The sequence below is a fragment of the Telluria sp. ZB2R32 genome (assembly GCF_059685715.1).
Map to the genome: position 1 here is coordinate 609,325 of NZ_JCASIG010000002.1, position 23,812 is coordinate 633,136.

At 64.5% G+C, this 23,812-nt stretch carries 18 protein-coding genes; 3 read left to right on the plus strand and 15 right to left on the minus strand.

Annotation, left to right across the window (positions count from 1 at the left end; all coding sequences use genetic code 11):
• Positions 1 to 6: 6 nt before the first annotated feature.
• Complete coding sequence (locus AC56LG_RS07670; RefSeq protein WP_497165506.1) at positions 7 to 948, plus strand: carbohydrate kinase family protein; 942 nt, start codon at positions 7 to 9, stop codon at positions 946 to 948.
• Positions 949 to 1,211: 263 nt separating this feature from the next.
• Here AC56LG_RS07670 and AC56LG_RS07675 read toward each other — a convergent pair whose 3' ends face one another.
• From AC56LG_RS07675 to AC56LG_RS07725, 11 genes are all read right to left on the minus strand, one after another.
• Entirely contained in the window at positions 1,212 to 1,736 is a 525-nt protein-coding gene (locus tag AC56LG_RS07675; protein WP_374001008.1) for a YggT family protein, read from the minus strand.
• A gap of 81 nt (positions 1,737 to 1,817) precedes the next feature.
• Positions 1,818 to 3,515, minus strand: a complete 1,698-nt coding sequence (locus tag AC56LG_RS07680; protein WP_497165507.1) for a hypothetical protein — start codon at positions 3,513 to 3,515, stop codon at positions 1,818 to 1,820.
• A gap of 783 nt (positions 3,516 to 4,298) precedes the next feature.
• Entirely contained in the window at positions 4,299 to 5,411 is a 1,113-nt protein-coding gene (locus tag AC56LG_RS07685) for a ribonucleotide-diphosphate reductase subunit beta (RefSeq protein WP_497165508.1), read from the minus strand.
• A gap of 75 nt (positions 5,412 to 5,486) precedes the next feature.
• On the minus strand, positions 5,487 to 8,405 hold the full coding sequence (locus AC56LG_RS07690; RefSeq protein WP_497165509.1) for a ribonucleoside-diphosphate reductase subunit alpha: 2,919 nt from the start codon (positions 8,403 to 8,405) through the stop codon (positions 5,487 to 5,489).
• A gap of 681 nt (positions 8,406 to 9,086) precedes the next feature.
• Positions 9,087 to 10,541, minus strand: a complete 1,455-nt coding sequence (locus AC56LG_RS07695; RefSeq protein WP_497165510.1) for a sigma-54-dependent transcriptional regulator — start codon at positions 10,539 to 10,541, stop codon at positions 9,087 to 9,089.
• A complete protein-coding gene (locus AC56LG_RS07700) occupies positions 10,538 to 12,289 on the minus strand; it encodes a sensor histidine kinase (RefSeq protein ID WP_497165511.1) in 1,752 nt (583 codons plus the stop codon). The genes AC56LG_RS07695 and AC56LG_RS07700 overlap by 4 nt, the downstream gene beginning before the upstream one ends.
• Positions 12,289 to 12,546: a PP0621 family protein gene (locus tag AC56LG_RS07705; RefSeq protein WP_497165512.1), complete on the minus strand. Its 258-nt coding sequence runs from the start codon at positions 12,544 to 12,546 to the stop codon at positions 12,289 to 12,291. The genes AC56LG_RS07700 and AC56LG_RS07705 overlap by 1 nt, the downstream gene beginning before the upstream one ends.
• Positions 12,543 to 13,352, minus strand: a complete 810-nt coding sequence (locus tag AC56LG_RS07710) for a cytochrome C assembly family protein (RefSeq protein ID WP_497165513.1) — start codon at positions 13,350 to 13,352, stop codon at positions 12,543 to 12,545. Before AC56LG_RS07710 ends, AC56LG_RS07705 begins: the two co-directional genes overlap by 4 nt.
• 64 nt (positions 13,353 to 13,416) lie before the next feature.
• Entirely contained in the window at positions 13,417 to 14,211 is a 795-nt protein-coding gene (locus AC56LG_RS07715) for an ABC transporter ATP-binding protein (protein ID WP_497165514.1), read from the minus strand.
• 11 nt (positions 14,212 to 14,222) lie between these two features.
• Positions 14,223 to 15,059 (minus strand): ABC transporter permease, encoded by an 837-nt coding sequence (locus AC56LG_RS07720; RefSeq protein WP_497165515.1) that lies wholly within the window; start codon positions 15,057 to 15,059, stop codon positions 14,223 to 14,225.
• A 19-nt stretch (positions 15,060 to 15,078) separates the two neighbouring features.
• Positions 15,079 to 16,050, minus strand: a complete 972-nt coding sequence (locus AC56LG_RS07725; RefSeq protein ID WP_497165516.1) for an ABC transporter substrate-binding protein — start codon at positions 16,048 to 16,050, stop codon at positions 15,079 to 15,081.
• Between the two features lie 222 nt (positions 16,051 to 16,272).
• Between AC56LG_RS07725 and ffh the strand changes: the two genes are divergently transcribed.
• Both ffh and AC56LG_RS07735 read left to right on the plus strand, forming a co-directional pair.
• On the plus strand, positions 16,273 to 17,643 hold the full coding sequence (gene ffh / locus AC56LG_RS07730) for a signal recognition particle protein (RefSeq protein WP_497165517.1): 1,371 nt from the start codon (positions 16,273 to 16,275) through the stop codon (positions 17,641 to 17,643).
• Positions 17,644 to 17,891: 248 nt separating this feature from the next.
• Positions 17,892 to 18,293, plus strand: a complete 402-nt coding sequence (locus AC56LG_RS07735; protein ID WP_192052630.1) for an SWIB/MDM2 domain-containing protein — start codon at positions 17,892 to 17,894, stop codon at positions 18,291 to 18,293.
• Positions 18,294 to 18,473: 180 nt separating this feature from the next.
• On the opposite strand, the gene AC56LG_RS07740 is transcribed toward AC56LG_RS07735, so the two are convergent.
• From AC56LG_RS07740 to AC56LG_RS07755, 4 genes are all read right to left on the minus strand, one after another.
• A complete protein-coding gene (locus AC56LG_RS07740) occupies positions 18,474 to 19,871 on the minus strand; it encodes an alkaline phosphatase (RefSeq protein ID WP_497165518.1) in 1,398 nt (465 codons plus the stop codon).
• Positions 19,872 to 19,891: 20 nt separating this feature from the next.
• Entirely contained in the window at positions 19,892 to 21,322 is a 1,431-nt protein-coding gene (locus AC56LG_RS07745; protein ID WP_497165519.1) for an alkaline phosphatase, read from the minus strand.
• Positions 21,323 to 21,410: 88 nt separating this feature from the next.
• A complete protein-coding gene (locus tag AC56LG_RS07750; RefSeq protein WP_497165520.1) occupies positions 21,411 to 22,058 on the minus strand; it encodes a lytic transglycosylase domain-containing protein in 648 nt (215 codons plus the stop codon).
• Complete coding sequence (locus tag AC56LG_RS07755) at positions 22,058 to 23,788, minus strand: proline--tRNA ligase (RefSeq protein ID WP_497165521.1); 1,731 nt, start codon at positions 23,786 to 23,788, stop codon at positions 22,058 to 22,060. Before AC56LG_RS07755 ends, AC56LG_RS07750 begins: the two co-directional genes overlap by 1 nt.
• Positions 23,789 to 23,812: the final 24 nt, after the last annotated feature.

Here is a 23,812-nt window from a genome sequence, read left to right on the forward strand (position 1 = left end):
GCTCCCATGACCCAACCGACCCTGATCTGCGGATCGCTCGCCTTTGACAAGATCATGCAGTACCACGGCCGCTTCGCCGACACCCTGCTGGCCGACCAGCTGCACCGCGTGAACGTCTCGTTCCTGGTGCCGACGCTGCGCACCGAATACGGCGGCTGCGCGGCGAACATCGCCTACAACCTCAAATTGCTCGGCGGCGACCCGCTGATCATGGCCACCCTCGGCCAGGACGGCGCCGACTACCTCGAGCGCCTGCGCAACTTCGGCATCAAGACGCGCGCCATCAAGACCATCGGCGACGCCTACACGGCGCAGTGCTTCGTCACGGCCGACCAGGACAACAACCAGATCAACGCCTTCCACCCGGGCGCGATGCAGTTCTCCCACGAGAACAAGGTCGCCGACCAGGGCCCGCTGCGGGTGGCAATCATCGCCCCGGACGGCCGCGACGGCATGCTCCAGCACGCGCACGACTGCGCCGCGCAAGGCGTACCCTTCATGTTCGACCCGGGCCAGCAGCTGCCGATGTTCAGCGGCGAAGAACTGCTGAACTTCATCGAACAGGCCACCTACCTGGCCGCCAACGACTATGAATTCGAAATGGTCATGGACCGCACCGGCCTCACGCTGGAACAGATCGCGGCGCGCCTGAACGCCCTGATCGTCACGCGCGGCGAAAAGGGTTCCGAAATCTACGCCGGCGGCGAACGCTTCGACATCCCGCCGGTCACCGCTGCCGCCGTCGTCGACCCGACCGGCTGCGGCGACGCCTACCGCGCCGGCCTCCTGTACGGCATCGCCCAGGGCTACGACTGGCCAACCACCGGCCGCCTCGCCAGCCTGCTCGGTTCGATCAAGATCGCCCACCAGGGCGGCCAGAACCACAGCTTCACGCCGCAGGAAATCGCCGCCAGGTTCGAATCCGCCTTCGGCTACCGTTTTAATTAAAACCAGCGGCGGTCGCGCACCGTAGAGGTTGTGAAAAAATCGCCATGGCTGCGTTGCCTCGTCTCGCCGTACACTCGTACTGTCTTCGACTCGGCGCCTTGCCCTGACGATTTTTTCACAACCTCGTAGGGTGGGCTCCGCCCACGCGTTACGCACGTTGAACGTGGGCGACGGCGCAGAAACATCGCCCGCACAATCGCCGCGTGCTACGGACAAAAAAATGGGCAGCCACGCTGCCCATTTTCACATCCATTCCGATCACGCTAGATCGGCACCACCATCCGCAACAAATACAGCGCAATCTGCAGCAGCACCACCGCCACCAGCACCGACAGATCCAGCCCGCCGATCGGCGGCACCACCTTGCGGATCGGCCGCAGCAGCGGATCGTTCAGCGCATGCACGAACGGCGCCAGCGGCGCATGCGGATTGACCCAGCTGAAGATCGCCTCGATGATCAGGAGCGCGATGAAACCGTAGATGATCCACTTCAGGAAGCGCCCCAGCGCCAGCAGGAACACCTGCTCCGCGCTGGCCCCGACGATGAACAGGATCGAGGTCGCCAGCAGCACTACCAGGAAGGCGCCGATCAGGCTGGCCCAGTCGTAGCCGCCCGCGCCCGGCACCAGGCGGCGCAGCGGCTTCACCAGCCAGTCGCTCATCGTGAAGGTGAACTGCGCCACCGAGGCGGGCGGACGCACGCGGATGGCCTGCATCCAGAAACGCAGCAGGAGCGCGGCCCCCAGCAAAGTGGCGATGGTATCGACGATCAACTGAAGAATGGGCACGACAACTCCTTGAGATAAAAAAAACCGCTGTGTGACAGTTTCACACAGCGGTATTTTGCCCTAAGCGGGCCTGGCCTGGCGTTATGGACGGCTGCTGGTCGGGAACGGCCATGCGGCCGCCGGCGCCAGCACGGTCTTGGCGGCTGGTGCGGGTGCTGCCGGCTTGGCTTCCGCCTTGGCGTCGGCGCCTGCCTGGGCTTCGCCCTTGGCTTCCGCCTTGGTAGCCGGCTTCTTCGCCGCAGCCTTCTTCGCTGCAGGCTTGGTCGACTTGGCTGCCGGCTTGGCCGCGGCTGCCGGCTTCCCTTCCGCTTCTGGCTGGGCTTCCGCTTTGGCCGCCGATGCTTCCGGCTGCGCTTCGGCTTTCGCTTCCGGCTGGGCTTCGGCCTTGGCTTCCGGCTGGGCTTCGGCTTTTGCTTCCGGCTGGGCTTCGGCTTTCATGGCCTCTGGCTGCGCTTCGGCCTTGGCTGACTTGGCTGCCGGCTTGGTAGCGGCCTTCTTTGCAGCCGCGCCCTTGGTCGCAGCAGGTGCCGCGGACTTGGCAGCGGTGCTCTTGGTCGCCGCCGGCTTGGCTTGCGCCTTGGCGGCGGTCCTGGTGGCAGCAGCCTTGGCTGGCGATGGGGTGGCAGTCTTGGCGGCTGACTTGGCCGGCGCCGGCGTGGCACTCTTGGCAGCGGCTTTGGCGGGCGTCTTGGCGGGCGTCTTAGCAGACGCCCCCCCCTTGGCTGCGCTCTTGGCAGCGGATTTGGCCGGTGCTTTGGCTGCAGTCTTGGTCGCCGTCTTGGCCGGGGTCTTGGCAGCAGTCTTCACCGGTGCTTTGGCTGCAGTCTTGGCGGGCGTCTTGGCAGCGCTCTTGGCCGGCGTTTGCGCCGCGCCTTTCGACGCCGACTTGGCAGGCGCCTTGGTTGCGGTTTTCGCTTCCGACTTGGCCGGCGATTTGGTTGTCGCAGCTTTTGCTACCGGCTTGGCAGCCGACTTGGCTGCGCTCTTGGCGGCTGGCTTTGCAGCCGATTTAGCGGCCGATTTTGCAGCCGTTTTAGCGGCTGGCTTGGCTGCTGTCGTCGTCTTGGCCGCTGGCTTGGCAGCGGCGGTTTTCTTCGCGGCTGGCTTGGCTGCCGACTTGGTGGCGGCGGCTTTCGCTACCGGCTTGGCTGCAGCTTTGGTGGCGGTCTTCTTGGCGGCTGGCTTGGCAGCGGCTTTGGCGGCGCTCTTCGCAGGTGCCTTGGCTACGGTCGACTTGGCTGCGGACTTCTTGGCCGCTGGTTTGGCTGCCGGCTTGGTTGCGGTGGCTTTCGCTGCGGGTTTAGCGGCAGCTTTCTTTGCAGCTGGTTTAGCAGCCGGTTTAGCAGCGGCTTTGGCGGCTGGCTTGGCAGCGGCTTTGGCGGCTGGCTTGGCAGCGGTTTTGGCGGCCGGCTTTGCAGCTGGCTTGGCAGCAGCTTTCGCCGGCGCCTTCGATGCAGCCTTGGCTGCCGGCTTTGCAGCCGGCTTTGCAGCCGGTTTTGCAGCCGGTTTTGCTGCAGTCTTCGCTGCCGGTTTGGCCGCAGCCTTCGCTGCAGGCTTTGTAGCCGGCTTGGCGGCCGGCTTGGCGGCGGCTTTGGTGGCCGTCTTTGCAGGCGTCGCCTTTGCCGCGCTCTTCGCGGCCGACTTGGCGGCTGGCTTCTCCGCTGCGCCAGCCTTGGCGGTGGCTTTAGTGGCGGCGGTTTTGGTGGCCGCTTTGGTGGCCGTCTTGGTGGCAGCCTTGGCCGCCGGTTTTGCTGCTGATTTCTTGGTTGCTGTTGCCATTTCGTTCTCCTAATCTGCGATGAGAAAATACGCTACAAGGTTGAAACCCGTCCGTCCGGATGGCCAGGCGGGTTATTCATCGGCATAAACCGTATGGTTATTGCCAATGAATCCGGCACCAGCTGAACTGCTGCAACTCCTCACGATTGCAGCGCTTCAGCCAACGACGTCGGGACACCTGCTCTTGACTCAGATGCGCTTTCACATCGCTGCCCGCGCGGGCACGAAAAGAAAAAGCCGCCATGCCTGAACACGATCAGGCAGTGCGGCTTGTTCTTTTCGTTACGCGTATGTGCATGCTGGCTTGAATCAGCGTCCCATTACGGAAGTTCCGACCGGTGGGCGGCGCGTGTCGTGCACGCTCGCTTTCGCTGCCGGGACTCCCTCGATTCGATCGGTTTTCTTTGTCCGCGCGCATGCAAAAAGATCCATGTTCACGTTTTGACAAATTCAATCACGTAAAGTACACGAAAACCTTGTCACTTCGCAACCCGCGCACGAGTAAATTCGATTCTTCACTACGACTACAACAAATCGCAGGCCGGAACCAATGGCAAATGTGAAGAAGTGCATTTCGAAGCGCGCCTGATTCCATCAGGGCTGCTTCAATGTGCGCCGGCGCCGCGGCCCGTGATCGGCTGCGGCGCATCGACCAGCATGCACCCATCGCCCGCCAGCTGTTTTGACCTTCGGCGGGGTCATATGTGCCGCAAGCCGCCGCCCATGAAAAAAGCCCGATGATCGCTCATCGGGCTTTCGGTATCCATACAAGACCGCCTGGAATCAATCCCAGTTCAGCGCACCACCGGTCTGGTACTCCGTCACGCGCGTCTCGAAGAAGTTACGTTCCTTCTTCAGGTCGATCATTTCGCTCATCCATGGGAATGGATTTTCCTCGGCCGGGAACAGCGGATCGAGGCCGATCTGCACCGCGCGGCGGTTGGCGATGAAGCGCAGGTAGCCCTTGAACATGGTGGCGTTCAGGCCCAGCACGCCGCGTGGCATGGTGTCTTCGGCGTAGCGGTATTCGAGTTCGACCGCTTCCAGGAACAGCGCTTTCAGTTCGTCCTTGAAGGCCGACGTCCACAGCAGCGGGTTTTCCATCTTGATCGTGTTGATCAGGTCGATGCCGAAGTTCACGTGCATCGACTCGTCGCGCAGGATGTACTGGTACTGCTCGGCGGCGCCGGTCATCTTGTTCTGGCGACCGAGCGCCAGGATCTGGGTGAAGCCGACGTAGAAGAACAGGCCTTCCATCAGGCAGGCGAAGACGATGATCGACTTCAGCAGCGTCTGGTCGGTTTCCAGCGTGCCGGTCTTGAAGTCAGGGTCGGTCAGGACGTTGATGTGCGGGATCAGGAACTGGTCCTTGTCGTGGATCGACGGGATCTCGTTGTAAGCGTTGAAGATCTCGCGCTCGTCCAGGCCGAGCGACTCGACGATGTACTGGTAGGCGTGGGTGTGGATCGCCTCCTCGAAGGCCTGGCGCAGCAGGTACTGGCGGCATTCCGGTGCCGTGATGTGGCGGTAGGTGCCCAGCACGATGTTGTTGGCGGCCAGCGAGTCGGCGGTGACGAAGAAGCCTAGGTTGCGCTTCACCAGGCGGCGCTCGTCTTCCGACAGGCCGTTCGGGCTCTTCCACAGCTCGATGTCGCGCTGCATGTTCACCTCCTGCGGCATCCAGTGGTTGGCGCAGCCGGCCAGGTACTTGTCCCAGGCCCACTTGTACTTGAACGGCACCAGCTGGTTGACGTCGGTCTTGCCGTTGATGATGCGCTTGTCGTCGGCGTTGACGCGCTTGGCGACTTCGGCGGCGGGGGCGCTTTCGGTGTTACCCGCGGCGAGCGCCGGGTTCACGGCCGGCGCGCTGGTTGGTTCATCGTCCCATGACAGCATGATTTGTTCCTCTTGAATTCTGTGACAGCAGCGCCCGGCGCGCAGGCCGGGCGTGAAATTAATTAACTAAGCAGCTTATTGGCAGGCTTCGCATTCATCGAAACCGGCATCGCCCGGACGCAGGTAGCACGCCGCGCCATCCGCCTCCGGGGCGCTGGCCGCAGGCGCAGCAGCCGGAGCTGCCGGCGCCGCATGACCGGCCGCCAGGCCGCCCGAGACCGGCACCGCGTTCAGCGCGCCGGTGCGGGTGGTCGACTTCTCCATGTGCGTCGCCGCGATGGTGCGCAGGTAGTAGGTCGTCTTCAGGCCGCGCAGCCAGGCCAGCTTGTAGGTCTCGTCCAGCTTCTTGCCCGAGGCGCCGGCCATGTAGATGTTCAGCGACTGCGCCTGGTCGATCCACTTCTGGCGGCGCGATGCCTGCTCGACCAGCCACTTCGGCTCGACCTCAAATGCGGTGGCGTAGATGTCGCGCAGGTCTTGCGGCACGCGGTCGATCTTGCTCAGCGAACCGTCGAAATACTTCAGGTCGGCGATCATGACTTCGTCCCACAGGTCGCGTGCCTTCAGGTCGCGCACCAGGTACGAGTTGATCTCGGTGAATTCGCCCGACAGGTTCGACTTCACGTACAGGTTCTGGAAGGTCGGTTCGATGCAGGCCGAGACGCCGATGATGTTCGAAATCGTCGCGGTCGGGGCGATCGCCACGCAGTTCGAGTTACGCATGCCGAATTGCTTGATACGCTCGCGCACCACGCTCCAGTCCATCGATTCGCTGGTGTCCTGCTCGAGGTAGCCGCCGCGTTCTTCCGCCAGCAGCTTGATCGAGTCCTGCGGCAGGATGCCGCGGTCCCACAGCGAACCGGCATATGACTCGTAGCGGCCACGCTCTTCGGCCAGCTCGGTCGAGGCCAGGTAGGCGAAGTAGCAGACGGCTTCCATCGAACGGTCGGCGAACTGCACTGCCTGTTCCGAAGCGAACGGTACGCGCATCATGTGCAGGCAATCCTGGTGACCCATGATGCCCATGCCGACCGGACGGTGGCGCAGGTTCGAATTGCGCGCCTTTTCCACGGCGTAGTAGTTGATGTCGATGACGTTATCCAGCATGCGCATCGCCGTGCGGATCGTCTTCTGCAGCTTCACGTGATCCAGGCCATCGCCCTTCATGTGCTGCGGCAGGTTGATCGAGCCCAGGTTGCAGACCGCGATTTCGTCGGCGCTGGTGTTCAGGGTGATCTCGGTGCACAGGTTCGACGAGTGCACGACGCCGATGTGCTGCTGCGGCGAACGGATGTTGCATGGATCCTTGAACGTGATCCATGGGTGGCCGGTTTCGAACAGCATCGACAGCATCTTGCGCCACAGGTCGAGCGCTTCGATCTTTTTGAAGACCAGCATCTCGCCGCGCTCGGCCTTGGCTTCATAGGCCAGGTAGGCTTGTTCGAAGGCTTTACCCACCAGGTCGTGCAGGTCCGGCGTTTCGCTCGGAGTGAACAGGGTCCAGTGGCCCTTTTCCATCACGCGCTTCATGAACAGGTCGGGAATCCAGTTCGCCGTGTTCATGTCGTGGGTGCGGCGGCGGTCGTCGCCGGTGTTCTTGCGCAGGTCGAGGAATTCCTCGATGTCCATGTGCCAGGTTTCCAGGTAGGCGCAGACCGCGCCCTTGCGCTTGCCGCCCTGGTTCACGGCGACAGCGGTGTCGTTGACCACTTTCAGGAACGGCACCACGCCTTGCGACTTGCCGTTGGTGCCCTTGATGCGCGAACCGAGCGCACGCACCGGGGTCCAGTCGTTACCGAGGCCGCCGGCGAACTTCGAGAGCAGCGCGTTTTCCTTGATGGCATCGTAGATGCCTTCCAGGTCGTCGCCGACGGTCGTCAGGTAGCACGACGACAGCTGCGAGCGGCGCGTGCCCGAGTTGAACAGGGTCGGGGTCGAGCTCATGAAGTCGAACGACGAGAGCAGGTTGTAGAACTCGATCGCGCGCGCTTCGCGGTCCGCTTCGCGCAAGGCCAGGCCCATGGCGACGCGCATGTAGAAGGCCTGCGGCATTTCGATGCGGGTGTCGCGCACGTGCAGGAAGTAGCGATCGTACAGGGTCTGCAGGCCGATGTAGCCGAATTGCAGGTCGCGGTCGGCGACGATGGCTTTCGCCAGGCGCTCGAGGTCGTAGTTGCCGAGTTCGGCGTCGAGCAGTTCGTTCTCGATGCCTTTCGCCACGTACTGCGGGAAGTAGGTGAGGTATTCGGCAGCGGCGCGTGCTTGCGGGACTTCCTTGCCGAAGACTTCCTTGCGGATCGTGTGCAGCAGGATGCGCGCGGTGACCTGGCTGTAGGCCGGGTCGGTTTCCATCAGCGCGCGTGCGGCCAGGATGGCGGACTTGTGCAGTTCTTCGACCGGCACGCCGTCGTACAGGTTGCGCAGGGTTTCGGCGACGATCGCATCGGCGTCGACGTGCTTTTCCAGGCCGGCGCAGGCGGCGTTCACCAGCGCGTGCACGTCATTGACGTCGAGCGGCAGGCGCTGGCCGTTGTCGACCACATGAATTTGGGGAGCCTGCGGGGCCGAGGTACCCGCAGCCTCTTTGGCGGCGCGGCGCTCTTCCATCTGCTTGGCGCGGTACAGGACGTAAGCGCGCGCGACATCGTGTTCGCCCGAGCGCATCAAGGACAGTTCCACCTGGTCCTGCACATCTTCGATGTGGAAGGTGCCGCCGTTCGGCTGGCGGCGCATCAGGGCGGCGACCACGTTGTTGGTCAGCTCTTCCACCAGCTCGCGGATGCGCGCCGAGACGGCGCCCTGGCCACCGGCGACCGCCAGGAAGGCCTTGGTCATGGCGACCGAGATTTTATTCGGCTCGAACGGCACGACCGCGCCGTTGCGGCGCAGGATGCGGTAGTCGGCGCGCGCGGCCAGTTCGGCGGCGTTCTTGGCGCCGGCAGCCGCTCCTGGGGCCGCTTGCGGGTGGATGGAAATGTCTTGTGAAGTCTGCATGGGGCCTCCAGGAAGGGCAGTCGGGCTGCCGCCTAAAATGGTCGAAACGTTGGTCGAGCGCCCGCGGGGCGGGCAGCCAGTAAATTAACTAAAAATCAAGAAGCAAAACGGACTCTGCCAACTGCTGATCTCCAGGCTGGACAAGGGTATTGCCGTTGGGTTTATCGGGTTTGAAGCAAAGACGACTTTGCTGCCGTGCTGCAATGATTGTCTTTAATGCTTGAGTCTGCTACCACTAGATCTAGTGGCGTAGTTTGACAATGGACTAATTGTAGTACTTGGCTGCGCCAAGCCGCAAGAGATTAAATTTCCAGTTTTGTGCGCTTTTCATGCGAACGACTCTTGACAGCGCGCTGTTGGACGTTGAATGGGCGCTCGCCAGTAAGTGAGTACTAACCTGCTGCCTAAAGCTTGTTCAGCGCTCGGCGGAGCTGCCCAATCGCAGTGCAGCGCGCACCGTTTTGCACTGGCGAAAAGGCAACGCTTTTTGACAAGTTCAGGGTTGAGGCGACACAAGACCGGGTGCTGCGGGGACCGGTTCGCAGACGCGCGCGTCGTAGTTCCAGCGCCCGCCCCGGTCGAGGCAGCTGTCGATGCGGAAGAATCCACCCGACCAATCGACCACCGCAAGAGCCGCTGCAAGGGCGGCGATCGCCGCAACAATCCGCGCGGCGCGGCGCATCAATTCTCCGGCGCCTGGATATCCAGTTTCTGCATCTGGTAGCGCAGCTGGCGCACGCTGATGCCGAGCAGGCTGGCGGTCTTGGTGCGGTTGAACTGGGTCTGCTGCAGCGCGCGGCCGATGATGTCGCGCTCGACCTGTTCCAGGTAGGCCGGCAGGTTGCTCGGCAATGCAGCCGGCCCCAGCCCCACTGGCTCGGCTACGGCCGGCGCTGCAACCGATGCTGCGGCCAGCGGCGCTTCAGGAGGCGGTGTCGCCACGACTGGCGCCGCCGGCGCCACTTCAGGCCGCGCCGTCTCCGCCAGGCGCGCCGCCTTCAGCGACAGATCGTCGACCTGGATCACCCCGTCGTCGGCAAACGCCAGCGCGCGTTCCAGCACGTTTTCCAGTTCGCGCACATTGCCGGGGAAGGAATACGCCCGCAGCGCTTCCAGCACGCCCGGCCCGAGCGTCGCACGGCTGGCGCCCGCTCCCGCCAGGCGCGCCAGGATGGCGCCGGTCAGCACCGGCAAGTCATCCAGCCGCTCGCGCAGCGGCGGCAGCGCCAGTTCGATCACGTTCAGGCGATAGAACAGATCCTGTCTGAACACCCCGGTTTCGACGCACTTCGCCAGATCCTTGTGGGTGGCGCTGATGATGCGCACGTCGACCGGTTCCTCGTTGGTGGCGCCGATCTTGCGCACGCGCCGTTCCTGGATCGCGCGCAGCAATTTGACCTGCATCGACAGCGGCAAGTCCGCCACCTCGTCGAGCATCAGGGTGCCGCCGTTGGCCGCCTGGAAGAAGCCGTCGCGCTCCTCTCCTGCCCCGGTAAACGCGCCCTTGCGGTGACCGAAGAATTCCGACTCCATCAGATTTTCCGGAATCGCACCGCAGTTGACTGCCACGAACGGTTTATTGGCGCGCGAACTCCGGGCATGGATTTCGCGCGCGGCCAGTTCCTTGCCGGCGCCGGACTCGCCGGTAATCGCAATCGGCGCCATCGAGCGCGCCAGGCGCCCGATCTGGGCGCGCAGCGCCTGCATCGCCTGCGAATCGCCGATCAGGCGCGAACCGCTGCCCTGCCCGCCGTTTTGGGTCGCCTTGGTATCGGACAGCTTCAGCGCCGAGCGCACCATCACACGCAGTTCGTCGAGCACCACCGGCTTCGATACATAATCGAAGGCGCCGGCTTTCAGCGCCACCACCGCGTTGTCGGCGCTGCCGTAGGCGGTGATCACGGCGATCGGGGTCTTGGAGGTGCTGGACACTTCGCGCACCAGTTCCAGCCCGAGGCCGTCGGGCAGGCGCATGTCGGTCAGCACCAGGTGGTAGCTGTTGTCCGCGACGTAGCGGCGCGCTTCGCGCAGCGTCGCCGCGCAGTCGACGTCGAGACCCATTTTCAGCAGCGTGATCTCGAGCAGTTCGCGCAGGTCGGCTTCGTCGTCGACGACTAAAATCCGGGGTGAACTCATGCGTTGCTCTCCTGGGCGAAGGTGATGACGAAGCGGCCGCTGGCCTGGCGCGCACCCGCGGCCGCCGTGTCGAAGCGCGAGTCGAAACGTGGGTCGAAACGTGGGTCGAAACGTGACTCGTAATCGAGTTTAGCGCCGTTGTTCAGGCACAGCTCGCGCGCCAGGTACAGCCCCAGGCCCGTGCCCTTGCTGGACGTCGTATAAAACGGCTCGAACAGGTGCGCGCGCACTTCGGGCGTGATGCCGGGGCCGTCGTCCTGCACGTGCAGTTCCAGCGTGCCGAACGCGTCCAGTTCGGGCCAGATGCGGATGCTCGACGGCTGGCGGCTGGCATAGCGGATCGCATTGCCGAGCAAATTGACCAGCACTTCGCGCAGGTGCAGCGCATCGAAACGCACCTCGATGGCGCCGGCGCCGCCCAGCCACACCATCTCGTCCGGCAAGCCCTGGGTTTCGCAGAATTCGGCTTTCAATTCGAGCAGGAATGGCGCCAGCTGCACCGGTTCCGCATACGGCTGGGCTTTCCTCGACAGCTGCAGGATGTCTTCCACCATGCGGTTCACACGCGCCACATTGTCGCCGATGATTTTCAGCAGCCGCACCTCGGCCTTGCCGTGCAGGTCTTCGGCCAGCAGGGCCGTGGCGTGGCCAATCGCCGACAGGGGATTCCTCACCTCGTGTGCGATGCTGGCCGTCAGGCGCCCCATCGAGGCCAGTTTCAGTTGCTGCGCCTGGTTTTCGATGGCGCTGACGTCCTGCAGGAAGATCACGCTGCGCCCAAGCATGCCGCCCGCGGCCGCCACCCGCGCAAAGCGCAATTTGATGTGCGCCGGCTGGTCGCGCCGCGCGCGCAGGCCCGCCTCGCCCACCACCACTTCCTGGTAGGGTTTTAATATGACATAGGCCGTATCCGGCCCGGCTGCGCCCGGCACCGGCTCGACGGCGGCCAGGGTCGCCGGTCCGGCGGATTCGGCGCCGAGCCAGCCGGCGAACGCATGCGCCACCGGTTCCAGTCCCGGCAAGGCGTCGAGCTGCAAGCCGGCGACGGTCTCCATGCCGAGCATGCGCCGCGCCGCCGGATTGGCGGTGTGGATGCGGCCGTCGCTGCCGACCACCAGCACGCCGTCGCCGACGTCCGCCACCACGATCTCGTTGATCGCCTGCTGCACCTGCAGGTCGACACCGCGCTGGGCCGCCAGTTCTTCCTGCGCGATCAGACGCGCCGCCAGCCGGTTGACCAGCCAGACCACGGCAAAGAAGGCGCTGCCGATCATCCCGGCCTGCATCAGGGCCGGCTCACCGTCGCGCGTAAACAGCTGCCAGGTGGCGTCGACCAGCACGAACAGGGTCGCCAGCGCGGCCGAGAACAGCGCCGGCACCAGCGGCGCCAGGATCGCGGTCCCGGCCAGCGGGAACAGATACAGGATGCCCAGGCCGCTGCGCACGCCGCCGGCGGCCAGGTACAGGAGCGAGATCACGGCCAGGTCGAGCGCGATCTGGCTGGTCAACTGGAGCGTGAAGCGGCGCCGCCAGAACACCGTCAGCAGGCCGAAGAAGACGGCGGCGCCGAGGTAGGCGAAGCAGGTCGGCGCATAGGCCGGCACTGCGCGCACCCCGCCTTCGCGCACGTCGAAGGCAAGGTACAGCAGCAGCACCAGCGCGATCACGATGCGGGTGACGGTCAGCGCCTGCAGCGAGCGCCAGAAAGTGGCGCGCGACTGCGTGGACAGCACCTGCCGCTCGGTCATCAAGGCTGGGGCGGCAGGCGCGGCAAGTGGGCCGGGCTGCAGTAGTCGCGTCCGTCGGCGTGCAGCGCTTCCGAGGCCGGGAAGTGCAGGCCGCAGTGCGCGCAGCTGGTCATGTTTTCGATGGCGGCCGGCGGCGGCGCATTCTGCTGCCGGGGCGGCACGTGCATTTGTTGTTTGCGGGCGGCGGCGCGCAGCTTGGCGCGCACTGCGAAATACACCAGCAGCGCCAGCAGGATCCAGAACAGGACACGGCTCATGCGATCCCCCGGTGCAGCACGACTTCGAGCACGAAGCGGCTGCCGACATAGGCCAGCGCCAGCGTGGCGAAGCCGGCCAATGTGAAGCGCAGCGCCGTCTTGCCGCGCCAGCCGCGCCACTGGCGTCCCGCCAACAAGGCCGCGAACAGCACCCACGACAGCAGCGCAAAGACATTCTTGTGGTCCCAGCGCAGCGCGCGCCCGAACAGCTGTTCCGAGAACACCACGCCCGACAGCACGGTGAGACTGAGCAGCACGAAACCGATCCAGATCAGGCGAAACAGCAGCTTTTCCATCGTCAGCAGCGCCGGCAGCTGGTCGAGTGCGCCGCCGAACCAGCCACCGCCGGCCGGCACCGCGCGCGCATGCAGGCGCGCTTCCTGCAGCGCCATCAGCACCGCATGGAAGGCGGCAATCGTCAGCGTGCTGTAGGCCAGCACCGCCACCGCCACGTGCCAGCCGAATGCGCTCGACTGGTTTTGCAGCGGCATCACCGCGCCCGGGAACACCATCGGCAGCAAGGCGACGGCGCAGGCGCAGGGCATGACCAGGCGGCGCAGGCCGTCGAGCGCGAAATTGCGGTTCTCGAACCAGTAGGCCGCCACCGAGACCCACAACGCGGCCGAGAGCATGATCGCGAAACCGATGCGCAGGCCGCCCGGCGCGAACGCGTCGCTCCAGAGGGCGGCGCCGTGCACGGCCCAGGCCAGTGCGGTGACGCCGGAAATGACGGCGCCCTGGCGCGACGGCAGCAGGGCGCAAGCCGCGTACAAAATGGCCGCGGCAAGAAAAAGGGTGTTGTGCATAGCCGCGAGTCTACACCATCGGCACGCGGCAGGCGCGGCCCCCCTGCCCCGCCCGGCTGCTACCTTAATCGACCGCCGCCATTCTCCGCTCGTCCTGGTGATGACGCTGCTGCTCTTCCATCACCAGCATGCCGAGTTCGCGTTTGAGGTCGTTGAACGCGGGCGCGGACGGGTCGCGCAGGCGCGGCAGGTCGACCAGGATGTCGCGCTTGACCGTGCCGGGCCGGTAAGTCATCACGACGATGCGGTCGGCGAGATAAATCGCTTCCTCGATGCTGTGGGTGACGAACAGGATGGTTTTTTTCGTCGCCATCCAGATGCGCAGCAGCTCGTCCTGCAGGTTGCGCCGGGTGAGCGCGTCGAGCGCCCCGAACGGTTCGTCCATCAGCATGATCGGCGAATCGAGCGCCAGCACGCGCGCGATCGCCACGCGCTGGCGCATGCCGCCGGACAGGTCCTTCGGATAGCGCGTGCTGAACTCCGACAGCGACAGCATGTGCAGCAGCTTCTCGACCGTGCCGGCGATGCGCGCCTTGGCCAGCCCCTTGATCTCGAGGCCGAAGGCGATGTTTTGCTCGACCGTCATCCAGGGAAACAGCGCGTATTCCTGGAACACCATGCCGCGGTCGGGACCGGGCGCGCTGACCGGCGCGCCATCGACCGTGATGCTGCCGCTGGTCGGATGGGCGAAGCCGGCCACCGCGTTGAGCAGGGTCGACTTGCCGCAGCCGGAAGGCCCGAGCAGGCAGGTGAACTGTCCGTGGGCGATGTCGAGGTCGATGTCCTGCAGCGCCACGATCTCGCGCCGCCCGCTCGCGAACACCTTGTTGACTTTCTTGATACGGATATGCGCTTCCATGCGTGCTCCCGTCAATGCTCCAGGCCGCGGTGCCAGCGCAGCAGGTAGTTGTTCAGGCGGTTCATGCCGATGTCGATCGCCAGGCCAAGCATGCCGATGGTGATCATGCCGGCGATGATCTTGTCGGACCAAAAATACTCGCGCGCCTCCAGGATGCGAAAGCCCAGGCCATTGTTTACCGCGATCATCTCGGAGACGATGACGACGATGAAGGCGGTGCCGATGCCGATCCGTACTCCCGACAGGATGTAGGGCACGGCGGCCGGCAGGATCACGCGCAGGAACACCGTGCCGCGGCTCGCGCCCAGGCTGCGCGCCGCGCGCAGATAAATGCCGTCGACCTGGCGCACCCCGGCGATGGTATTCATCAGCACCGGAAAAAAGGCGCCCAGCGCGATCAGGAACACGGCCGGCGGATTGCCGAGGCCGAACCACAGGATCGCCAGCGGAATGTAGGCGATCGGCGGGATCGGGCGCAGGATCTGCACCAGCGGGTTCATCCAGGCATACACGGCGGGGATGGCGCCCATGGCCAGGCCCAGCGGCAGGGCCAGCGCCGCGCCGATGGCAAAGCCGACCACCACGCGGTACAGGCTGGTGAGGGTGTCGACCACCAGCTCGCCGGAGAAAGCCCAGGCCCACCAGTTGCCGCCGGCGTGTTCCTCGAAGGGCTGCAGCGGCAGCAGGTATTCGACCCACTTGCGGCCGACGTCGTAGGGCGCCGGCAGCACCTGCGGGTTGACCAGGCCGGCGCTGGCGACCGCCTGCCAGATCATGATCGCCAGCAGCGGCACCACCAGGCCCACGCCACGTTCGTACCAATCCTTGCCCCAACTGCGTTTTTCCATGATCGTTCCCCGTTCCGCCTCAGTTCACGTTCAGGCTTTTTTTGGCCGCAGCCAGCAGGTCGGTACGCACCCAGTCGCGCGCCAGCGGCGGCTGGCGCATGCGTCCGACACCGGTCCTGGCCATGGTATCGGTGGTGACCTGGATGTGCTCGGCCGTGATGTCGTACGAATATGGCGCATTGCCGATCGCATCCTCGAAGTCGTCGACGCTGATCTGGCCCTTGAAAATCGTCTCGCGCACGTATTTCGACGCCAGCGCCTTGTCGTCGATGAAGGCCTTGGTTGCCTGCACGAAGCAGCGCATGAATTTCTCGGCGAGCGGACGGCGGGTGCCATAAAACTGTTCGGTCATGACCATGGTGCGCACCGGCGAACCGATCGGCGTGTCGTAGGGTTTCAGTACTTCGACACCGAAGGCCTTGTTGATCGCCTGCGAGGCCTGCGGTTCGGACTGCATCATGGCGTCGATCTGCTTGCCGATCAGCGCGGCGTTGAGGTCGGCGTACGAGAGGAATACCAGCTGCACGTCCTTGCCGGGATCGGCGCTCGAGCTGAGCTTGTGCTTCTGCAGTTCTGCCATCAGGAGCACTTCCTGGATCGCGCCGCGGGTGACGCCGACCCGTTTGCCCTTCAGGTGCGCAACGCTGGTGATGTTGCGCCCCGGCTGCGCGACCAGGCGCGCGCCGCCGGTGGCAAAGCCGGCCACGACGACGATCGGGGCGCCGCCGGCGCGGCCGGATATCGCCGCCTCGGAGGCGGTGGCGCCGACGTCGAGTTCGCCTGCGATGATCGCCTGCATCACGTCCAGCCCCTTGGCGAAGGTCTTTTCCTCGACCTTGATGCCGCACTTCGGTGCGATCTCCTTGATGTACGAGATCGCGCCGAAATGCGCCAGCTTGATGTTTCCGAGCCGGACCACTTCCTGGGCCTGTGCCGCCGCCGCGCCGAGGAAGGCCATGGCGACCAGGGCTGATTTGATTACATTGCTCATACATGTCTCCGTGATGTGCGCCGAAAAACAATGTCAAAAGGAAAGGACAGTCCGCGAATCCAGAATGTGTCAGATAAAGCGAGCTCGGCTTTTGATGCGGAACAAGATGATGGCGGCCAAAAATTCGTGTGGCGTGGAACCCAATGGCCGGGCGGGCAAGCTGGGCGCAGGGTAAAATGACGGATTCGATTCACAGCCCTCTTCTATATAGTCAGGTAGAACATGCTAGATAACCTTACCCAACGCCTTGCCAAGGTCGTCAAGACGATGCGCGGCGAGGCCCGTCTGACCGAAGCGAATACCTCCGAGATGCTGCGCGAAGTGCGCATGGCCCTGCTCGAGGCCGACGTGGCCTTGCCGGCGGTGCGCGACTTCATCGCCAAGGTCAAGGAAAAAGCGCTGGGCGAAGAAGTCATCGGCTCGCTCAGCCCGGGCCAGGCCCTGGTCGGCGTGGTGCAGCGCGAGCTGGCCGCCCTGATGGGCGCCGACCTCGGTCCCGAGGCGACGCAACTCTCGTTCGCGCAGCAGCCGCCGGCGATCATCCTGATGGCGGGTTTGCAGGGTGTCGGTAAAACCACGACCACTGGCAAGCTGGCCAAGTACCTCAAGGAACAGAAGAAGAAAAAAGTGCTGACCGTCTCGGCCGACGTCTACCGTCCGGCCGCGATCGCCCAGCTCGAATCGGTGACCAAGCAGGTCGGCGCCGACTTCTTCCCGTCGACCTCGACCGACAAGCCGGTCGACATCGCCCTGAACGCGCTCGATTGGGCGAAGAAGCATTACCACGACGTCCTGATCATCGACACCGCCGGCCGCCTCGGTATCGACGAAGCGATGATGCAGGAAATCGCCGCCGTCCACGGCGCCGTGAAGCCGATCGAAACCCTGTTCGTGGTCGACGCCATGCTGGGCCAGGATGCGATCAACACCGCCAAGGCGTTCAATGACGCGTTGCCGCTGACCGGTATCGTGCTGACCAAGCTCGATGGCGATTCGCGCGGCGGCGCCGCCCTGTCGGTGCGCCATGTGACCGGTAAACCGATCAAGTTCGCCGGCGTCTCGGAAAAGCTCGATGGCCTGGAAGCCTTCGATCCGACCCGCATGGCCAGCCGCGTGCTGGGCATGGGCGACATCATGGCGCTGGTCGAAGAAGCGCGCAAAGGCGTCGACGAAAAGGCCGCGGCCGACATGGCCAACAAGATCAAGTCGGGCGGCCGCTTCGACATGAACGACTTCAAGGCGCAGCTGTCGCAGATGAAGAAAATGGGTGGCATGTCGGGCTTGCTCGATAAACTGCCGGCGCAGTTCCAGCAGGCCGCGGCCGGCGCCAACATGGACCAGGCCGAGAAGCAGGTCAAGCGCATGTGCGGCATCATCGATTCGATGACGCCGCTCGAGCGCGCCAAGCCGGAACTGATCAAGGCCAACCGCAAGCGCCGCATCGCCGCCGGCGCCGGCGTGCAGGTGCAGGAAGTCAATCGCATGCTGAACCAGTACGACCAGATGCAGACGATGATGAAAAAATTGAAGGGCGGCGGCCTCATGAAAATGATGCGCGGGATGAAGGGCATGATGCCGGGCGGGATGCGTTAAGCGTTTTTGCCCCGGTTGCGGACCCTTTTGTCCTCATAAAACGCCGCGCCCGGCACCATGCCGGCGCGGCGTTTTTTTGGGCGTTTTTGGGGCGTTTTTCACTCTATGAGGACGAGTTGCGAATAAACCCTGTTTTTTGGGCTTATCAGAGTGAAAAAATGGTGAAAAAGACTTGCAGGAACAGTAAAACGCCACCAATATAAGCCGTGCGATGTATTGCGCAATTTCTCATATTAGGAGGCTCGAAGATGGCAACAGCCAAGAAATCCCCAGCAGCGCCTGCAAAGAAGGCAGCCGCGAAGCCGGCCGCCGCGGCCAAGCCTGCAGCGAAGAAGGCAGCAGCTCCTGCCAAGGAAGCCGCACCGAAAGCAGCAGCAGCCAAGAAACCGGCCGCCGCACGCAAGCCTAACGCTGCGTTCATGAAAGAACTGACGCCGTCGGCCGAACTGGCTGCAGTGGTCGGCAACAAGCCGCTGCCACGCACCGAAGTGACCAAGAAAGTCTGGGAATACATCAAGAAAGCGGACCTGCAAGCTGCAGACAACCGCCAGATGATCAACGCCGACGACAAGCTGAAAGCCGTCTTCGGTGGCAAGGAACAGGTCTCGATGTTCGAAATGACCAAGCTGATTTCGAATCACCTGAAATAATAATGTCTGGCCGTACGGCTGAACGTTAAAAGCCCCGTTCGCGAGATCGGGGCTTTTTGTTTATGGATATTCGAATATACGTTTACGTGTGCGCTTGACCCGTAGGGTGGGCGGGTCTCCCGCCCACGCGGTGATAGTTAGCAGCGGGATCATCGCGCCCGATATCAGAGCCGATAACGATCACAACCCCGCCGCCGCCTTCATCAGCGTGAACACGTGCGTATTCTCGATCGTCCCCCGGAACGGCGCCGAGCCGGCGCCGGCAGCGTGCAGCTTGACGTCGCCGCCGCCGTGCGATTCGCTCGACCACTTCACGCCGGTCTCCTGGTGATAGTCCGGCGCCATGGCGGTGGCGCTGTCGACGTCGGTGCGCAGGTCCGGGCGATTCGGGCCGTTGCCGAAGACGAGCGTGGTAAACGTCTTGCCGTCGGCGTCGCGCGTCGGTTCGCCGTCGCGGTAGCCGCGCACGATGTCGAGCACCGGGTTGCCGCGCTTCGGGTAGCCGTTCAGGACCATCGTGTGGTCATGGTCGGCGGTGACGACGATCAGCGTGTTGTCCAGGCCAGGATCGATGGCGCGCATGCGCTCCACCGCGGTCTGGATCGCCTCGTCGAACGCGACCGTTTCTATCATGGCATTGCGCGCATTGGTGTCATGCAGCGCGTGGTCGATCTTGCCGCCTTCGACCATCAGGAAGAAGCCTTTCGGATTGGTCGACAAGAGTTCGATCGACTTGGCCGTCATCTCGGCCAGCGTCGGCTGCTCGGGGCGGCGTTTCGACGCGTAGTCCAGGTGGCTCTCGGCGCTGTACAGGCCGAGGAATTTCTGGCCCGGACGACTCGACGCCATGTCGGCGCGCGTAGCGGCGATGAAATAACCCTGCTTTTCCAGTTCGGCCACCAAATCTCGCCCGTCGGCGCGGCCCTTCGGGTTGCGCTTGGCGTCGAACGGCGTGAAGTGGTTGCGCCCTCCTCCCATCAGCACGTCGACGCCGTCCTTCAGGCGCGTGTTGTAGCCCGCGCCGCCGGGCACGACTTGCCGGGCGATCGTATACGCCATGTCGCGCTCGCAGACGTGCGCGAAGGTCGACGCCGGCGTGGCGTGCGTCAATTCCGTGGTCGTCACCGCGCCGACCGACTTGCCGGCCGCCTTGGCCAGTTCCAGGATCGTCATCGGCGCCGTGCCGTTGTTGGCGCCGCAGCGGTCGATACTCAGGTTGCCGTTGGCGTCCTTGCCGGGCGGGATGGGCTTGGCGTCCTTGAGCGAGATGACGTCGTTGTTGATCTTCACGCCGGTCATGTAGGAACCCATCGACGGCGCACTGTCCGTCACCTGCGCGTCCGCCGAATAGGTCTTGACACGCGCGGTGCGGTCGAGGCGTTCGAAGTCGAGCAGGCCGTCTTCCCCGGCTTTATAAATGCGCGCGGCGGTGATCGTGGTCGGGCCCATGCCGTCGCCGAGGAAGAAAATGATGTTCTTTGCCTGCGGCTTCGGCGCCAGGCGCATGGTGGCGGCGGTCTGCGCCTGCGCGCTGCAACATGCCGCCAGCAGCAGCGTGGAAATGAGTGTTCTGGTCATGGCTTGCTTTCTGGTGGCGCTCATAATCCCGCCGCGCTCTTGATCAGGTCGAAGACGCGGGTGTTGTCGATCGTCCCGCGAAACAGTTCGGCGTTGGCACCGGCCGCGCCGAGATACACGTCGGCGCCGCCATGGATGCCGGCACCGGTGCGCGTGCGCACCACGGCTTCCTGGTGGTAGTCGTCGCCGGCCGCGATTTCGTCGGTCAGTTTGACGTCCTTGCGGCTGCCCTGGATGCGGTGCTCGCCGGCGCCAAAGCCCAGGATCGTGAACGGCGCACCGTCCTTGTCGAGGCGGACCTTCCCGTCCGGCAGGCTGCGCACCAGGCCCAGCACGCCTGCATTGGTCGGCGTGGTCTTGCCGGTGCGCGGCGAGTAGCCGTTGATCAGCAGCGTGTGGTCGTGGTCGGCGGTGGCGACGATCAGCGTGTTTTTCAGGCCCGGATCGAGCTTGTTCATCTTGTCGAGCGCGGTCTGGATGGCGGCGTTGTAGCTCACCGTCTCCTGCAGCGCGCGCTTGGCCGTCGTGGCGTGCAGCGCATGGTCGATCAGGCCGCCCTCGACCATCAGGAAGAAGCCGTTCGGGTTGGTCGCCAGGAGGTCGATCGCCTTGGCCGTCATCTCGGCAAGGGCCGGCTGCTGCGCCGGGTCGCGCGCGGCTTCGTACTTGAAATGGTTCGGGGCGAACAGGCCGATGGCCGGCTGGCCGTTCGGCGCCAGCGCCTGCAGCTGCGCCGTGTTCGCCGCCACGCGCCAGCCTTTATTTTGCAGCTCGCCGAGCAGGTTGCGGCCGTCGGCGCGCTTGCCGCCGGCGTCCAGCGGCGTGAATTGCTGGGCGCCGCCGCCGAAGACGAGGTCGAGGCCGGCGCTGCCCAGCGCCTTGTTGTAGCCGGCGCCGCCGGGCACCAGCGCGGCGGCGATGTCTTGCTCCAGCTTGCGGTGGCAGGCGTGGGCATAGGTCGCGGCGGGGGTGGCGTCGGTGACGCTAGTGGTGGTGACGACGCCGGCGGCCATGCCGCGCGCCTTCGCCAGTTCGGCCAGCGTCGGCACCGCCTGACCATTGGCGCAGCGGCTGACGCTGCGGTTGCCTTCCGTTGCGGGCGCGATCGAGCGCGTGTCGCTCGACATCGAGATCACGCCGTTGTTCTGTTTTACGCCGGTCATGTAGGCCGACATCGAGGCGGCGCTGTCGGTCACTTGCGCGTCGTTCGAAAAGGTTTTGACAAAGGCCGATTCGGGCAGCGTGTCGATGGCCAGTTCGCCCTCTTCGCCGACGGCATAGATGCGCGCGGCGGTGAGCGTGTTGATGCCCATGCCGTCGCCGAGGAAGAAGATGACGTTCTTTGCCTGGCCTGGGACCGCGGGACGCACGCCAAGGGCGGCCGGGCCGGTCGAGGCGCAACCGGCAAGCGCCGCCAGCGTGCACGCGGCGGCGAGAGTGTTGATTCGCATAGTGGGATCGAGAGCGGGGAAACGAAAGAGTCTACACCGCAAATGGCGGATGTGGCTCAAATGATATGTTGCGTCAACGGCAGACGTTTTACCGCGACGCGACTGCGACTGGATTGAACTCCCACTTCTTCCACGCCGCCAGCACCGCATTCGGATACTGCGGCTTGCCGCGGCTGCCGTTGTAGCGGCCCAGCGCCAGATACAGGTCGCCGCGCTCCATGTCGATGTACATGCGCAGGATCGCGCAGCCGTAGCGCAGATTCGTCTGCATGTGGAACAGTTTACGGCGGTCGTTGTCGCCGATGACCTTGGTCCAGAACGGCATCACCTGCATGTAGCCGCGCGCGCCGGCGACCGAGACGGCGTATTTGCGGTAGGCCGACTCGACCTGGATCAGGCCCAGCACCAGGCCCGGATCGAGCCCGGCGCGGGTCGCCTCGTACCAGGCCGACTCCAGGAACTCGGTGCGCGACTGCTCGTCCGGCAAGCGCTTTTTCAGGCGTGCCGACATCTCCGTGAACCATTGCTGGTAGCGCACGCGCGCCGCCTCGTCGCGGAAGGTCGGCTTGGGCGGACGGGTGTCGGCGATGGCGTTCGCCAGCGCCAGGCGCACCGAGTCCGCCATCGCTTCTTCCTTCTGGTTGCCGGCGTGCGCCGCGCCGCCCGCGGCAAGCAAGCCCGCAAACAGGTGCGCACCCAGCCAGGCCCGCGCCCGGCCGTGGAAGCCCCACTGCATCACTGGCCCAGCTTGCCCTTGATGAAGGCGGCGATCTCCGCCACCGGCACGGCCGTGGCGTCGGACTCGCGGCGGCCCAGGTATTCCAGGTTGCCTTCCTTCAGGCCGCGTTCGCCGATGACGATGCGGTGCGGTACGCCGATCAGTTCCCAGTCGGCGAACATCGCGCCCGGACGCAGGCCGCGGTCGTCGACGATGACGTCGATGCCGGCCGCCTGCAGTTCGGCATACAGCGCCTCGACCTGGGTCTTGACCATCTCGCTGCGGTCCATGCCCATCGGGCACAGCACCAGCTGGAACGGCGCCAGCGCGTCCGGCCAGACGATGCCCTTGTCGTCGAAATTCTGCTCGATCGCCGCGCCCAGGATGCGGGTCACGCCGATGCCGTAGCAGCCCATCTGCAGCGGCGCCGGCTTGCCGTTTTCGTCGAGGAAGGTAGCGCCCATCTTTTCCGAATAGGCGGTACCGAGCTGGAACACGTGGCCGACTTCGATGCCGCGCTCGATCGCCAGCACGCCCTTGCCGTCCGGCGAAGCGTCGCCCTCGACCACGTTGCGCAGGTCGGCAACGATCGGTTCCGGCAGGTCGCGGCCCCAGTTCACGCCCGTCAGGTGGGCGTCGACCTCGTTGGCACCGCAGACGAAATCGGCCATGTTGGCGACCGTGCGGTCGGCAACGATGGTGACCGGCTGCTTAGGCGCGACCGGACCCAGGTAGCCCGGCACGGTGCCGTAGACTTCCTGGATTTCGGCTTCGGTCGAGAAGCGGTGATTCGCCAGGCCGGCGACCTTGCCGACCTTGACCTCGTTCAGTTCATGGTCGCCGCGCAGCAGCAGCATGAAGTATTGCTTCGGTACTTTGCCTTCTTCTTCACTCTCGACCGTCAGCGCGATCGTTTTGACGGTGCGCGCCAGGGGTAGGTTCAGCAGCTCGGCCACGCTTTCGCACTTGGTCTTGCCCGGCGTCGGCACCTTCTTCATCTCCTCGGTGGCCGCGCCGCGCTCGCCGATCGCCAGCGCCTCGGCCGCTTCCATGTTGGCCGCGAAATCCGAATCCGGGCAGTACACCAGCGCATCTTCGCCGGTCGAGGCGATGACGTGGAATTCGTGCGAACCGGTGCCGCCGATGGCGCCGTTGTCGGCCGCCACCGCGCGGAATTTCAGGCCGAAGCGATTAAAAATGCGGACATAGGCGTCGAACATGACCTGGTACGACTTCTGCATGCCAGCCAGGTCGCGGTCGAACGAATACGCATCCTTCATCGTGAACTCGCGGCCGCGCATCAGGCCGAAGCGTGGACGGCGCTCGTCGCGGAACTTGGTCTGGATGTGATAAAAATTCAGCGGCAGCTGGCGGTAGGATTTGATCTCGCTGCGCACCACGTCCGTGACCACTTCTTCCGACGTCGGCTGGATGGCGAACTCGCGGCCGTGGCGGTCCTTGACGCGCATCAGTTCCGCACCCATCTTGTCCCAGCGGCCGGTTTCCTGCCACAGTTCCGCCGGCTGCACGACCGGCATCAGGAGTTCGAGCGCGCCCGACTTGTTCATCTCTTCGCGGATGATGGCTTCGACCTTGCGGATCACACGCAGGCCGAGCGGCATGTATGTATAGATACCGGAGCCTAGGCGCTTGATCATCCCGGCGCGCATCATCAACTGGTGACTGACGATCTCGGCGTCGGACGGCGCTTCTTTAAGCGTAGAAATAAAAAATCGTGAGGCACGCATATCGATGAATTCTTTTTAAAAAGA

Bases quoted from the DNA above. Each gene is read 5' to 3' on its own strand.
- AC56LG_RS07670 (WP_497165506.1), top strand. From the start codon at position 7: ATGACCCAACCGACCCTGATCTGCGGATCGCTCGCCTTTGACAAGATC.
- AC56LG_RS07680 (WP_497165507.1), bottom strand. From the start codon at position 3,515: ATGGCAACAGCAACCAAGAAATCAGCAGCAAAACCGGCGGCCAAGGCT.
- AC56LG_RS07685 (WP_497165508.1), bottom strand. From the start codon at position 5,411: ATGCTGTCATGGGACGATGAACCAACCAGCGCGCCGGCCGTGAACCCG.
- AC56LG_RS07690 (WP_497165509.1), bottom strand. From the start codon at position 8,405: ATGCAGACTTCACAAGACATTTCCATCCACCCGCAAGCGGCCCCAGGA.
- AC56LG_RS07695 (WP_497165510.1), bottom strand. From the start codon at position 10,541: ATGAGTTCACCCCGGATTTTAGTCGTCGACGACGAAGCCGACCTGCGC.
- AC56LG_RS07700 (WP_497165511.1), bottom strand. From the start codon at position 12,289: ATGACCGAGCGGCAGGTGCTGTCCACGCAGTCGCGCGCCACTTTCTGG.
- AC56LG_RS07705 (WP_497165512.1), bottom strand. From the start codon at position 12,546: ATGAGCCGTGTCCTGTTCTGGATCCTGCTGGCGCTGCTGGTGTATTTC.
- AC56LG_RS07710 (WP_497165513.1), bottom strand. From the start codon at position 13,352: ATGCACAACACCCTTTTTCTTGCCGCGGCCATTTTGTACGCGGCTTGC.
- AC56LG_RS07715 (WP_497165514.1), bottom strand. From the start codon at position 14,211: ATGGAAGCGCATATCCGTATCAAGAAAGTCAACAAGGTGTTCGCGAGC.
- AC56LG_RS07720 (WP_497165515.1), bottom strand. From the start codon at position 15,059: ATGGAAAAACGCAGTTGGGGCAAGGATTGGTACGAACGTGGCGTGGGC.
- AC56LG_RS07725 (WP_497165516.1), bottom strand. From the start codon at position 16,050: ATGAGCAATGTAATCAAATCAGCCCTGGTCGCCATGGCCTTCCTCGGC.
- ffh (WP_497165517.1), top strand. From the start codon at position 16,273: ATGCTAGATAACCTTACCCAACGCCTTGCCAAGGTCGTCAAGACGATG.
- AC56LG_RS07735 (WP_192052630.1), top strand. From the start codon at position 17,892: ATGGCAACAGCCAAGAAATCCCCAGCAGCGCCTGCAAAGAAGGCAGCC.
- AC56LG_RS07740 (WP_497165518.1), bottom strand. From the start codon at position 19,871: ATGACCAGAACACTCATTTCCACGCTGCTGCTGGCGGCATGTTGCAGC.
- AC56LG_RS07745 (WP_497165519.1), bottom strand. From the start codon at position 21,322: ATGCGAATCAACACTCTCGCCGCCGCGTGCACGCTGGCGGCGCTTGCC.
- AC56LG_RS07750 (WP_497165520.1), bottom strand. From the start codon at position 22,058: ATGCAGTGGGGCTTCCACGGCCGGGCGCGGGCCTGGCTGGGTGCGCAC.
- AC56LG_RS07755 (WP_497165521.1), bottom strand. From the start codon at position 23,788: ATGCGTGCCTCACGATTTTTTATTTCTACGCTTAAAGAAGCGCCGTCC.